This is a genomic window from Flavobacterium ponti, assembly GCF_042652765.1.
GTDB lineage: Bacteria > Bacteroidota > Bacteroidia > Flavobacteriales > Flavobacteriaceae > Flavobacterium > Flavobacterium ponti.
The window spans coordinates 169,606-182,811 of record NZ_JBHSGW010000002.1 but is presented as its reverse complement, the minus strand read 5'-3'; the positions used below and the strand labels follow the sequence as shown (position 1 = coordinate 182,811).

Below are 13,206 nucleotides of genomic sequence, written 5' to 3'. Positions count from 1 at the left end.
ATTTAAAAAGATAAAAACATGTTTAGTAAATTTATACATAGACCCGTTTTTGCGATAGTAATTTCAATTATTATTGTGTTTATGGGTTCACTTTCCATCATGAAATTGCCTACATCGCAGTTTCCTGATATTGCTCCAACAACGGTTAATATTTTTATTGCCTATCCTGGAGCTAGTGCTGATGTATTGGTGAAATCAACCCTTATTACCTTAGAAAATTCTATCAATGGAGTTCAAGGTATGAGATACATGGCAACTGATGCAACAAGTGCTGGTGAAGCAACACTTAGAATTATTTTTGAACCAGGAACTGATCCCAATCAAGCGGTTATTAGGGTAAAAACAAGGGTTGACCAAGTTATGCCTCTTTTGCCAGAATTAGTTCAGCGTGAAGGTGTTGTTATTACTCCAATTCAACCTAGTATGTTGATGTATGTCAACTTGTATGCAAAAGGTAAAGATATGGATGAAAAGTTCCTTTACAATTATGCCAATGTAAAAATGCTTCCTGAAATTAATCGTATTAAAGGAGTTGCAAGATCACAAATATTAGGAAGTAGAACGTATGCGATGCGTGTTTGGTTAAATCCAGATAGAATGCGAGCTTACAATGTTTCTACAGATGAAGTAATGGATGCTTTGGCTGAACAAAGTATCGTTGGTCGTCCAGGTAGAATCGGACAAAGTTCTGGAATTCAAGCACAATCTTTGGAGTATGTTTTGACTTACAAAGGAAGATTTAGTGAACCAGAACAATATGAAAATGTAATTATTCGTGCCAATTCCAATGGTGAAAGTATTCGCTTAAAAGATATTGGACGAGCAGAATTAGGTAGTGAATTCTTTGATATCTATTCTAATTTAGACGGTCATCCTTCTGCTTCTATTGTATTGAAGCAAAATTATGGAAGTAATGCTAATGAAGTAATTGAGCAAGTAAAAGAAAAATTAGAGGAAATGAAAGAAACCTTTCCTCCTGGATTAGATTATAAAATTAGTTATGACGTTTCTAAATTCTTAGATGCTTCTATTGAGCAAGTTATTGACACACTTAGGGATGCATTTTTACTGGTGGCTCTAGTGGTGTTTATTTTCTTAGGAGATTGGCGTTCTACTTTAATTCCAATTTTAGCTGTACCTGTTTCGTTGATTGGAGCTTTCTTTGTAATTCAGTTTTTTGGAATTTCAATTAACCTTGTAACGCTTTTTGCTTTAGTATTAGCAATTGGTATTGTGGTTGATGATGCCATAGTCGTCGTCGAGGCAGTTCATGCCAAATTTGAAGAATTCCCTCATATAACACCTTATATGGCTGTTAAGAAAGTATTGAGCGAAATTAGTGGAGCTATTATAGCGATTACTGCTGTAATGGTTTCTGTATTCGTACCAATTTCGTTCATGTCTGGTCCAGTAGGAACTTTTTATCGTCAGTTTTCAATTACTATGGCGAGTTCGATTGTGATTTCTGCAATTATTGCTTTGACACTAACACCCGTTTTATGTGCTATGTTGTTGAAAAATAATCATGGGAAAGAGAAAAAACAAAACATTCTTACTAAATCATTAGATAGTTTTAATAGAGTTTTTGATAAACTTACAGGAAAATATGTGAAGTTATTAAAATCAATTGTAAGCAGAAGATGGTTGACATTCTTTATCTTATTAGCATTCTGTGCAGGAACATTCTTTGTAAATAAAATTCTTCCTTCTGGATTTATTCCAAGTGAGGATCAAGGAACTATATATGCAATTATTCAAACACCACCAGGTTCAACATTAGAAACTACTAATCAAGTTTCGCAACGACTTCAAAAAGTGTGTGAAGAGATTGATGGAGTAGAATCTGTTTCTTCTTTAGCTGGTTACGAAATTATGACTGAAGGTCGTGGTTCAAATGCTGGTACATGTCTTATCAATTTAAAACCATGGTCAGATAGAGAACACAAAGTGACTGAAATCATGGAAGAATTGGAGGAGAAATCTAAAAATCTAGGTGCTAAAATTGAGTTTTTTGAGCCACCAGCAATTCCAGGTTTTGGTTCTTCAGGAGGTTTTTCAATGCGTTTATTGGATAAAAGTACTACTGTAGATTATAAGGATTTTGATGAAATCAATAAAAAATTCATGGAAAACTTAGAAAAACGTAAAGAATTATCTGGATTGTTTTCTTTCTTCGCAGCCAATTATCCTCAATATGAATTGGAAATTGATAATGAATTAGCCATGCAAAAAGGAGTTTCTATTGGTAAAGCCATGGAAAATCTAGATATCTTAATTGGTAGTACATACGAACAAGGATTTATTAAATTTGAGCGTTTCTTTAAAGTGTATGTTCAATCAGATCCTAAATTTAGAAGATTGCCATCTGATGTGTTGAATTTATACATTAAAAATGATCATGGAGAAATGGTACCTTATTCAGCGTTTATGAAATTGAAAAAGACGCAAGGACCTAATGAGATTACACGTTTCAATATGTATAACTCAGCAGCAATTCAAGGTTTGCCAGCAAAAGGATATACAACTGCAGAAGCTATTGCAGCTGTACAAGAAGTAGCAAAACAAACTTTACCAAAAGGATATGATATCGCTTGGGAAGGACTTTCTTACGATGAAGCGAGTAGAGGAAATGAATCTATTTATATTTTCTTAATTGTATTGGTCTTCGTTTATTTCGTTTTAGCAGCACAATATGAAAGTTTTATTATTCCATTATCAGTAGTTCTTTCATTACCTGTTGGAGTTTTTGGTTCGTTCTTGTTGCTAAAAATGATGGGACTTCAAAATGATATTTATGCTCAAATTGGATTAATCATGTTGGTGGGATTACTCGGAAAAAATGCCGTATTAATTGTGGAATTTGCCGTCCAGAAACATCATGAAGGTTTGTCAATTTTAGAAGCTGCTATTGAAGGTGCTAAAGTTCGTTTCCGTCCTATCTTAATGACTTCATTTGCCTTTATTGCTGGACTGATTCCTTTAATGTTGGCTTCTGGTGCTGGTGCAATTGGAAATAAGACACTTGGTTCTGCTGCTTTAGGAGGTATGTTCTTTGGAACTATCTTTGGAGTAATCATCGTGCCAGGATTATACTTTATTTTTGGTTCACTTGCAGAAGGTAGAAAACTGATTAAAGATGAAGAAGATAACTCATTATCACAAATTTTTGTAGATCAAATAGATAAATATAAAGAAGATGAAGAATCTAATGAAAATGAAAATAATCATGAATAGACACACTTATAAATACGTAGCATTTCTATTTGTTGTATTGACTTTTACGGGTTGTAAAACACCTTCTTTAATGCAACGTACAGAAAATAAAGAGGTTCCTTTGAGTTTTAACGACTCAAAGGATACCCTAAACTCTGCTCAATTGAAATGGAAAGATTATTTTACAGATGTGTATTTAGATACTTTGATTACTACTGCTTTGAAAAATAATCAAGAGTTGAACATTACATTGCAAGAAATAGAAATTTCTAGAAATGAAGTTAGAGCTAGAAAAGGAGAATATTTACCTTTTGTTGGATTAAAAGGTGGAGCAGGAGTTGAAAAAGTTGGAAGATATACAAGTCAAGGTGCTAATGATGCCAATACCGAAATCAGACCTGGTGAAGAATTTCCTGAACCATTACAAGATTACATGGTTGGTGCTTATGCAACATGGGAATTGGATATTTGGAATAAATTGCACAATGCAAAAAAATCAGCTGTTAGCAAGTATTTAGCTTCTATTGAAGGAAAGAATTTTTTAGTTACTAATTTGGTAGCTGAAATTGCTCATTCCTATTATGAGTTACTGGCTTTGGATAGTCAATTGGAAATTGTAAAGCAAAATATTGAGATTCAAAATAATGCTTTAAAAGTTGTGAAATTGCAAAAAGAATCTGCAAGAGTTACAGAATTAGCTGTTAAAAGATTTGAAGCTCAGGTGTTTGATACAAAAAGTTTACAGTTTGGTATTCAACAGAAAATTGTGGAAACCGAAAACCGAATTAATTTCTTAGTTGGAAGATTTCCACAACACGTAGAAAGAAGTACTCAAACGTTTAGTGATTTAGTTCCAAAAATTATCAATGCTGGTATTCCATCTCAATTACTTGAAAATAGACCTGATGTAAAACAAGCAGAATTAGATTTAGTGGCTGCAAAATTAGATGTAAAAGTTGCTAAAGCAAGATTTTATCCTTCGTTAGGGATTTCAGCAGGCGTTGGACTTCAAGCTTTCAATTCTAAGTATTTGTTTAAAACACCAGAGTCTTTATTATATTCTGTGGCAGGAGATTTAGTCGCTCCATTAATTAATAGAAATGCTATCAAAGCTACATATTATAGTTCAAATGCAAAGCAAATTCAAGCTGTTTACAATTATGAAAAAACAATCTTGAATGCTTATATTGAAGTAGCTAATCAATTAGCAAAAATTGATAATATGGCTAAAACGTATGATTTTAAATCTCAACAAGTAGATGCTTTGAATAGGTCTGTTGATATTTCAAGTGATCTTTTTAGATCTGCTAGAGCTGATTATATGGAAGTTTTATTGACTCAACGTGATGCATTAGAGTCAAAATTTGACCTTATTGAAACCAAAATGGAACAGATGAGTGCTGTTGTTAATATCTATCATGCCTTAGGAGGTGGATGGAAATAGTTTTTTTTAATTTTAAGTTTAAATCCTGAGCATTTATGTTCAGGATTTTTTTATTTTAGCTAAGTTCAATTGCCTCATTTAAATCTTTGTTTTTCTTGTTATATTATATTCTTTTTCTGGTTTTTATTTTAATTGTAATACTTTATAATTCTATTATAGAACCTTTCTATGCCTATTTATATGGAAAACCTTTCTATGTACATTTTTATATTTATCCAAAAAGAATAACCTTAGCTCAACTTTATATTCTTACCAATGAATTTGAATTTTATAAAAAATTAAATCCGAAATCAAAACGACATTTTGAGCATAGAGTAGCATCATTTATAGAAAAGTATCCTTTTTATGGTAAAGATGGTTTGATAATCACAGATCAAATGAAGGTTTTAGTTGGTGCAACTGCTGTAATGTTAACCTTTGGTATGAGAAAATATTTATTTACCTTAATTGATAAAATCATCATTTACCCAGATGTTTATTATTCTACAATAAATAAGGATTATCACAAAGGGGAATTTAATCCAAGAATGAAAACTGTTGTTTTTTCTTGGAAGCATTTTTTAGAAGGTTATGAGATAGATAATGATAATCTAAATTTGGGTTTGCATGAATTCTCTCATGTTTTGCACTTTCAAGGTAAGATAAATAAAGATATTTCAGCTTCAATTTTTACAGTTACTTTTGAAGAGATTTTGGAACAAGTAAAGCGACCAGCTAATTTTAAAAGATTGGTTGATTCTAATTATTTTAGGATTTACGCTTACACCAATCAATTCGAATTTATTGCTGTGGTTTTAGAGCATTTTTTTGAAACTCCTTCCGAATTTAAAAGAGAATTTCCAGAACTTTTTGAAAAAGTAAAAATTATGATTAATTTTTCTGAATGATTAATTTGTTCATTAGCATATATTTATCATATATTTTTTGTAAATTTAAGCATAACTTTTTTTACTAATTTCTAAAATTGATAGTTATGAAGCAAAAAGTTCCAGTGTCATCTATTATGACACAAAATGTGGTTAAACTAAATCTCAATGATGATTTAACTAAAGCTGAATCTTTATTCAAAAAAAATAAAATCAGACATATTCCTGTGGTTAATGGCAATAGAATAATAGGAATGTTAAGTTACACTGATTTATTGCGAATTTCTTTTGTAGATGCTGTTGATGACGACGAAATTATTGATGCAACTGTTTACAATATGTTTACGGTTGAACAAGTTATGGCTAAGAATTTAGTAACTATTAATCCGCAAACAACTATTAAAGAAGCAGCTGAAATTTTATCTACTAAAGAATTTCATGCTTTACCTGTTTGTGAAGGAAGTTTGTTAGTGGGAATTGTTACAACTACAGATTTGATTAAGTATTTAATAGATCAGTATTAAAATTAAAAAAAGCCTCATAAGAAGCTTTTTTTTATTATTGAGTAATCTTTTTCAAATCTACTATAGTTGCTACTGGATCATTTGCTCCGAAAACATAACTTCCAGCTACTAAAACATCTGCACCAGCTTCAACTAGTTGTTTTGCATTTTTGTTAGTGACTCCACCATCAATTTCAATTTTAGTAGAAGCATTATTTCTAGTGATGATTTCTTTTAATTGTTTAACTTTTTTATAAGTGTTTTCAATAAAAGATTGACCCCCAAATCCAGGATTTACACTCATGATGCAAACTAAATCAATATCATTAATCACATCTTCTAATAAAGATACACTTGTGTGAGGATTTAGGGCAACACCAGCTTGCATTCCTTCTGCTTTAATAGCTTGAAGAGTTCTGTGTAAATGTGTACAAGCTTCATAATGAACTGTCAATACATCTGCACCTAATTTCTTGAATGTAGAAATATATCTATCAGGATCAACAATCATTAAATGTACATCAATAGTTTTTTTGGCATGTTTTGAAATGGCTTGTAAAACTGGCATTCCAAAAGAAATGTTAGGTACAAAAACACCATCCATAATGTCAATATGAAACCAATCAGCTTCACTATTGTTAATCATTTCAATGTCTCTTTGAAGGTTTGCAAAATCAGCAGCTAATACTGAAGGAGCAATTAAAGTGTTTTTACTCATTAGTAGTTATTGTTTTTTTAAAATTCGTGAATCTACGATTTCATGTTGTTGTATTGTTGTTTTTGCAAAGATAGTTTTTAGTTTAAATGTTTAAAAGGTTAATAGGTAAAAGTTGTACTTAATTATTTCTAAAAAGCAAAACTCCGGAAACCCGTACGAAGTGAATCGACTGGAGTTTTGCTCCCAAAAAGCAAAACTCCGGTAATCAGCCGGAGTTTCAATCATCAATCAAAAAACGAATAGTCTTAGACTATTGTTCAAGTTTATTAGGTTTTATCCTAAATATGTTTTTAATATTTTACTTCTTGAAGTATGTTTCAATCTTCTAATAGCTTTTTCTTTAATTTGACGAACACGCTCACGAGTTAAATCGAAAGTTTCTCCAATCTCTTCTAAAGTCATTGGGTGTTGATCACCTAAACCAAAATATAAACGAACTACATCAGCTTCTCTTGGAGTTAATGTTTCTAATGCTCTTTCAATTTCAGTTTGTAATGATTCGTGAATTAACTCTCTATCTGGATTTGGAGATTCACCTGAACGTAAAACGTCATATAAATTTGAATCTTCACCTTCAACAAGAGGAGCATCCATAGATAAATGACGACCAGAGTTTTTCATTGACTCTTTCACATCATTTACTGTCATGTCTAATTCTTTTGCAATTTCTTCAGCAGAAGGTGGTCTTTCATTAGATTGTTCTAACAACGCATACATTTTGTTGATTTTGTTGATAGAACCAATTTTGTTTAAAGGTAAACGTACAATACGAGATTGTTCTGCTAGAGCTTGTAAGATAGATTGACGAATCCACCAAACAGCATAAGATATAAATTTGAAACCACGAGTTTCATCAAAACGTTGAGCTGCTTTGATAAGACCTAAGTTTCCTTCGTTAATTAAATCAGGAAGTGTAAGTCCTTGATTTTGATATTGTTTTGCTACCGAAACAACAAAACGTAAATTAGCTTTTGTCAATTTCTCAAGTGCTCTTTGGTCACCTGCTTTTATACGTTGTGCTAACTCTACTTCTTCATCTGCAGTAATTAGGTCAACTTTTCCAATTTCTTGTAAATATTTGTCAAGGGATGCAGTTTCACGATTCGTTACCTGCTTGGTAATTTTAAGTTGTCTCATTTAATTTTTCTCCTAAATTAAGTATTCAGGTAGTTATACGTAAGATGTTACCAAAAAGTTACAAAAGTTTTAAAATTATTTACTCCATTACATAAGTTTCAATTTTGGCCCTATAAAATTCAATTTTTTGGAACATTCTATTGAAGAATATTTTTTGGTCTTTTTTACCAGCTTTTGATATTGATTTGGAGTTTTTTAATTGGTTTAAAATGAAGTTTTTTTCTTCGTTACAACTTGCTTTATCAGTGTTTACATAATAACTCAACATGTTGTGCGGAATGAAAAATGAAGATTTTTTTTCATTGGTAAATAGAACAGTATTGTTTAAAACCAAAAGTTCATTGTAAAAAAGTTCAAAATTCGGATCGTTTTTTTGGACTTTATTTTCTACTGACATTATAATTGTTTTAATGCCTTCAAGAATCATTAGAGCGTTTTCATAAAGTAATAAGCCTGCTTCGTAAAAATAAAATAACTGTTGTAAAGAACTATTAATGGTAGTATCGTTCCAAATTTCAATTCTATTCGCACTTTCAAAAATGGATATTAAAGCTGAAGATTCTTGTAGTAGCGATTCCTCAATTTTAAAATTTTCAAAACTTAGGTTTTGTTCAGCGGTTAATATGTTTAACCAAACATAAATTTTGAATTTTGAAAGTATACTGCCACCAATTGTATAATGTAATGGAATGTCTTTGGCAGAATAAAAAACGGTAGAATCATTGTTTTTAAAGCTACCTAGCAATAATGCTGATTTTTCTAGATATAGTTTAAAATCTGTTACTGAATGTATGGTTTTTGTTTTTTCTAAAACAAACTTTTCCTCTTTTTTGAATAAATTATCCATAGCTATAGCATAATGAGTGCAAAGTTGAACAGTTTCTTCAATGGAGAATTTGGTTTTTCCAGAAACTCTTCTGTGTGCTGCATCATAACTAATATCTAGAACTTTTGCCAATTCTTCATTTAAAGAACTCTGTTTAGAAATCAGATTTCGTATGGTTTTAAGTAGTAATTCTTGTGCTTTCATTTTGTGATTTTCGCAAATACTAATATATGAATTATTATTTAAAGCAATTTTTTTTTGTGATAAATATTAGAATTTTGAATTGTTGAATTAAATAATAGAAACATGAAGAAAATAATCAAACATCATTTGGATTCATTTCGGGAAAAAGATTTAAAACGATATTCAAAAATTATCAATCAATATTTCAAAAGAAAATTTCGTTTTATTTTCTTTTTGGTAATATCTTCTTGTGCAGTTCAAAATCAAATTAATAAAGATGAATATAAGAAATTTCCAAAACAGATGAACGTAAAGTTTTATGATAAATTAGATACAATTTTTACTCAATATGATAATAGATTAGTTACTAGAAGTTTTGTGAAAGATTTTTCAAATAAAGACAATATTGACTATTCAAAACCTTTAGAATTAACTATTGGTAAAGACATGATGCATTTAAAATTTGAAGATACTTTAAACAGACAATATGTTCTTAAGTTTTATGGAAAATTGCATAAAAGAAAATTTACTTTTTATACCAATTATGAAACTATAAGCTTTCCAATACTATTTATGACAAAGCAAATGACGAAATATGCCGTTTATTGGCCAAATGACGATGAAATTATTTTTGAAGAACAAAATATAAGTGCTGGTATGCTTCTTTTTTTTGGTGATAGTCGTAGTTCACAATTTGATTATAAATTTAAAATTTTAAAAGATGAATAAGTTATATAGTATGTTGTTTTTTAGTTGGTTTATTTGCAATACTCTTGTTGCACAAGACACTATTGTTTTTCCAAAAATTGATACATTTAAAAGGAATATTTTTGAATTGAGCTATGGAATTCCTTTAGGAAATTTGTCTGATAAATATAAATCCTCAATAAATTCAGCGTTTTATATGAGAACAAAAGTTGCTAAAAAACAGTTTATTGATTTTGGAGTTGAATTAGGAGGAATTATAAAAGGTAAAGACATTCAATATGAATTTAATGGTGATTATATAAATCTTGACGGAAGTAAGACTTCATTTTTATTAGGTTTGCGATATACCAGATTTTTGGTACAAATTCGAAGTGAAAACTTTCATATAGAGTCAAATTCAGGTTTGGGTTGGAAATACCTACATTATTCAAAACCAGAGGATGAAGCGTTTGATGAAATAGATTTAAAACCTACACTAAATACAATAGCAATTACTCAAGGAATAAAAGTTGTTTTTTATGGATTTGGACTGCAATGTAATTATCATTTTTCACCATATACTTTATTCAACTCTAAAGCGGAGAATAATTTTGGAAGTTCGTCTATTAATTTTGGAATTTCAGGAAGTTGGAATTTTTAGTTAGTTGAAAAAGAAGCTCCCTTTTTAAATTAATCTACTACTTCAAAATATTCTTTTATTGAAATTGGTTTCCCATCAGAGGTAAAACCTTCAATGCTAATTTCAAATTGGCCTTTAATATCAGATGTGTAAAATGAGATTGTTTTTTCGTTTTCAATAATTAAGTCTGGATTCCATAGTAATTGATATCTATAATCTGGAATTCTTTCATATTTTGAAGGATCAGAATAATCTTGATTGTAATAATATTTTTTAGTTAATGGTCTTTGCAATTGAGTTTTTAAAATGTAATCACCAGATTCTTTTAATTCATAATTGAATTCTTTTGTGATAAAATTAATTATTCCATTAAAAATTTTTGGACCATAAACATATTTTTCAGTAATATATTCTACTTTATCAATATTCTTAGTGTTGTATTCAAATAATTCTTTTACATTTTGAATGAGTAAGCCATCAACCATAACTAAGGTATAACCACTATCTACACCATTTGAAACCTTGTCTCTGAGGTTAATAGTATAAATACCATCTTTTTCTTTGAAGAATGTATTGGGAAGTATTTCTGTTATTGTTTCTTTTAAAGAAGAAAATCTAGTATAATCATCTAAGAAGATTGTTTTTTCTAATGGTGCATAAAAAGCTTTGTTGATTAATTGATCTTTTATTGTATCCTTTTTAATAGAAAAATAAGCGTTTTCAATTTGATTAGCAATGGAACGTTTTTCAATAATTTTCTTCAATTCATTTGAAATTTCTTTAGTTGGTTGAAATTCTAAATTAGAAAAATCAAATAATTGATGGGTTAATTCAATTTTATATGCTTTCCTGTTATCGTCAATTACCTGAAGTATAGTATTTGTATTACTTGGTAATTCATCTAAAATAAAGATAAATTCTCCATTTGTATTTGTATTTACTATTTTAAAAGTAAAAGATTTACCTGGAATTGATAATGAAATTGGCTTGTTGTTTATTGAACTTATTCCATCTAAAGCTATTAATTTTCCGGATACAGTTTCTCCTCTTAATTCTGGTAAATTATTTATACTTCTATTAAAAATCGACGTTTTTTTTAAGTTTGATAAAAATTCGGTTGTAGTAACTACTTTGCCTTCAATTGAATCATTTAGTCTTCTAACCGACAATGAATATTTGCCATCATTGATGTTTTTTAAACGAGAATTAATATTTAGTTTTACTTTTTCTCTATTGTTGTATTTCTTTTTGTCTAATTTAATTTGAATATCTAAATTATCTATTTTTGAATTTATAGTTGAAGTGAATTCAGGAATAACGACTTTACTTTGAAAAGGATTGATTATTGTAATATCTGCTTCAAATCTATTAGACTTTTCATAATTTACCATCCAGTTAGTATATCCAACTAATTTATATGCACCAGAATTAATTGATGTTGGAATAAACACATCACCTTGTGCTAGACCTTCTTTTAAAAGAAGTTTTTGTTTGGAAATACTATTTCCGCTTTCATCAATTATTTCAACATATGCAATTTTGCTTATGGAGCTAAAATTTTGATTTGAAGAATTTAAGCAATACAACTTATAAAATATAGATTCTCCAACTAATACAGTCGAATTATTTATATGTACATAAATCGATTCTTTAATAGAGCTATCAAATGTTTTTATTGCTTTTAAATTAATATTGGTTTGAGCCCATACATTAGCTGAACAAATTGATATTAAAGCGAAAAGAATTATTTTTTTCATGTATTTTTTATTTTTATTGCCAAAAGTCAGGCACTACATTTGAGCCAATTGTCCTACAGTCGCCACATTCTGGTGGGACCATTTTGAAAATTGGGTCTTCTCTTTGATATAATATTATTTTACCTTGTCTGGTGTTTAAAACTAGATATGTTAATCCGTCAAATGGTGTTTCGCTTAATGTTTTTAATTTAGTTCTATCATAGATTGAAATTTCACAATCATAAAAATAAGGAGGTTCAGGTTCTCCCGGAAATAAGTCACTATAATTAAAAAATATTCTTTTTTCTGAAACAGAAGAAACATCAAAAAAACCAATTACTTTTTCATTTTTATTTTCAATAGCTGAAATGTTACCGTTTATAAAACCAGGCTGACTTGGTGTTAATACATTGCCAGAAGCAGATAGATCCTTAAGTGTTTTATAAAATGTATAAGATGATAAGTTTTGAATATATTGTCTAACGTTAATACTATATCTATTTGCAATACTATAATTGTCTTGACCAATAAATCGAATAGAGTAATCTTTAATTCTGTCTTCGTTAGATGAAGTAGTGTTTACTAAAATGATTTCTTTTGAAATTTCTGTTTTATAACAAGTTTTTGATTCACCAGATCTTTGATGTTGGGTAAAAGCATATTCAATATGACCATTTAAATCCCAATATTCTGCATTACCAAATATTTGTAAGCTATCAGGTGCCCAATAAGGAACTATGACCTTGTAGGTTTCTGCGTATTCATATCTGTAGTATTTTGAAGTATTTGATGGATCATAACTGTTTGCTGTGATGTCAACACCATTAACACCAAATTTGTTTTTCACACTAGCTTCTACTGAGCTTAAATTATTTATAGTAGTTAACTTTTCTCTTGTAGAAGTGTATTGTCTTCCATTACTAGTATTTATAAAAAGTTGGTATTCTCGTTCTGGAAAGGCTTGAAACTCAAATTCAGAGATATATTTATTGTCCATTTCAATAAAATTGAATTGATTTCCCAAGTCATCTTTAATGTATACAGTTGCATTAGTTTCGATTCTTGGTTCAGTTTCTTCTAATTGAAACGTTCTACTAATCTTAATCTCTTGTTTTTTTAGTTCATTTGTGATAGTTGCTTCAATAACAATAACATCTTCATATGTGTTGGTTTGTAAAGCATAAGGATCTGTACAACTAATTGTAGTAATGCAGATTAATACTAGTAATAATAATATCTTTTTCATAATTTAA

General features: G+C 29.5%; 11 protein-coding genes. 6 read left to right on the top strand and 5 right to left on the bottom strand.

What is annotated here, in order from left to right; translation table 11 throughout:
• The first annotated feature begins 18 nt into the window (after positions 1-18).
• From ACFO3U_RS03370 to ACFO3U_RS03355, 4 genes are all read left to right on the top strand, one after another.
• Positions 19-3,234, top strand: a complete 3,216-nt coding sequence (locus ACFO3U_RS03370; protein ID WP_379738322.1) for an efflux RND transporter permease subunit — start codon at positions 19-21, stop codon at positions 3,232-3,234.
• The gene (locus ACFO3U_RS03365) at positions 3,227-4,657 is read left to right on the top strand and encodes a TolC family protein (RefSeq protein WP_379738321.1); all 1,431 of its coding nucleotides are present in this window, start codon (positions 3,227-3,229) and stop codon (positions 4,655-4,657) included. The genes ACFO3U_RS03370 and ACFO3U_RS03365 overlap by 8 nt, the downstream gene beginning before the upstream one ends.
• A 95-nt stretch (positions 4,658-4,752) precedes the next feature.
• The gene (locus ACFO3U_RS03360) at positions 4,753-5,544 is read left to right on the top strand and encodes a zinc-dependent peptidase (RefSeq protein WP_379738320.1); all 792 of its coding nucleotides are present in this window, start codon (positions 4,753-4,755) and stop codon (positions 5,542-5,544) included.
• Between the two features lie 86 nt (positions 5,545-5,630).
• Entirely contained in the window at positions 5,631-6,047 is a 417-nt protein-coding gene (locus ACFO3U_RS03355) for a CBS domain-containing protein (protein WP_379738319.1), read from the top strand.
• A gap of 34 nt (positions 6,048-6,081) precedes the next feature.
• Here ACFO3U_RS03355 and rpe read toward each other — a convergent pair whose 3' ends face one another.
• The 3 genes from rpe to ACFO3U_RS03340 form a co-directional block, all read right to left on the bottom strand.
• Complete coding sequence (gene rpe, locus ACFO3U_RS03350) at positions 6,082-6,744, bottom strand: ribulose-phosphate 3-epimerase (protein WP_379738318.1); 663 nt, start codon at positions 6,742-6,744, stop codon at positions 6,082-6,084.
• Between the two features lie 273 nt (positions 6,745-7,017).
• Complete coding sequence (locus ACFO3U_RS03345; protein WP_008256407.1) at positions 7,018-7,881, bottom strand: sigma-70 family RNA polymerase sigma factor; 864 nt, start codon at positions 7,879-7,881, stop codon at positions 7,018-7,020.
• A 79-nt stretch (positions 7,882-7,960) separates the two neighbouring features.
• Entirely contained in the window at positions 7,961-8,911 is a 951-nt protein-coding gene (locus tag ACFO3U_RS03340) for a hypothetical protein (protein ID WP_379738317.1), read from the bottom strand.
• A gap of 102 nt (positions 8,912-9,013) precedes the next feature.
• Here ACFO3U_RS03340 and ACFO3U_RS03335 point away from each other — a divergent pair, with 102 nt between their 5' ends.
• Together ACFO3U_RS03335 and ACFO3U_RS03330 are read left to right on the top strand one after the other, a co-directional pair.
• A complete protein-coding gene (locus ACFO3U_RS03335) occupies positions 9,014-9,619 on the top strand; it encodes a hypothetical protein (protein WP_379738316.1) in 606 nt (201 codons plus the stop codon).
• Entirely contained in the window at positions 9,612-10,238 is a 627-nt protein-coding gene (locus ACFO3U_RS03330; protein WP_379738315.1) for a hypothetical protein, read from the top strand. Before ACFO3U_RS03335 ends, ACFO3U_RS03330 begins: the two co-directional genes overlap by 8 nt.
• Before the next feature lie 29 nt (positions 10,239-10,267).
• Here the strand turns inward: ACFO3U_RS03330 and ACFO3U_RS03325 are convergent, their stop codons facing one another.
• Both ACFO3U_RS03325 and ACFO3U_RS03320 read right to left on the bottom strand, forming a co-directional pair.
• Positions 10,268-11,974: a hypothetical protein gene (locus ACFO3U_RS03325; protein ID WP_379738314.1), complete on the bottom strand. Its 1,707-nt coding sequence runs from the start codon at positions 11,972-11,974 to the stop codon at positions 10,268-10,270.
• Positions 11,975-11,987: 13 nt separating this feature from the next.
• A complete protein-coding gene (locus ACFO3U_RS03320) occupies positions 11,988-13,199 on the bottom strand; it encodes a DUF4249 domain-containing protein (RefSeq protein ID WP_379738313.1) in 1,212 nt (403 codons plus the stop codon).
• Positions 13,200-13,206: the final 7 nt, after the last annotated feature.

Bases quoted from the DNA above. Each gene is read 5' to 3' on its own strand.
- ACFO3U_RS03370 (WP_379738322.1), top strand. From the start codon at position 19: ATGTTTAGTAAATTTATACATAGACCCGTTTTTGCGATAGTAATTTCA.
- ACFO3U_RS03365 (WP_379738321.1), top strand. From the start codon at position 3,227: ATGAATAGACACACTTATAAATACGTAGCATTTCTATTTGTTGTATTG.
- ACFO3U_RS03355 (WP_379738319.1), top strand. From the start codon at position 5,631: ATGAAGCAAAAAGTTCCAGTGTCATCTATTATGACACAAAATGTGGTT.
- rpe (WP_379738318.1), bottom strand. From the start codon at position 6,744: ATGAGTAAAAACACTTTAATTGCTCCTTCAGTATTAGCTGCTGATTTT.
- ACFO3U_RS03345 (WP_008256407.1), bottom strand. From the start codon at position 7,881: ATGAGACAACTTAAAATTACCAAGCAGGTAACGAATCGTGAAACTGCA.
- ACFO3U_RS03340 (WP_379738317.1), bottom strand. From the start codon at position 8,911: ATGAAAGCACAAGAATTACTACTTAAAACCATACGAAATCTGATTTCT.
- ACFO3U_RS03335 (WP_379738316.1), top strand. From the start codon at position 9,014: ATGAAGAAAATAATCAAACATCATTTGGATTCATTTCGGGAAAAAGAT.
- ACFO3U_RS03330 (WP_379738315.1), top strand. From the start codon at position 9,612: ATGAATAAGTTATATAGTATGTTGTTTTTTAGTTGGTTTATTTGCAAT.
- ACFO3U_RS03325 (WP_379738314.1), bottom strand. From the start codon at position 11,974: ATGAAAAAAATAATTCTTTTCGCTTTAATATCAATTTGTTCAGCTAAT.
- ACFO3U_RS03320 (WP_379738313.1), bottom strand. From the start codon at position 13,199: ATGAAAAAGATATTATTATTACTAGTATTAATCTGCATTACTACAATT.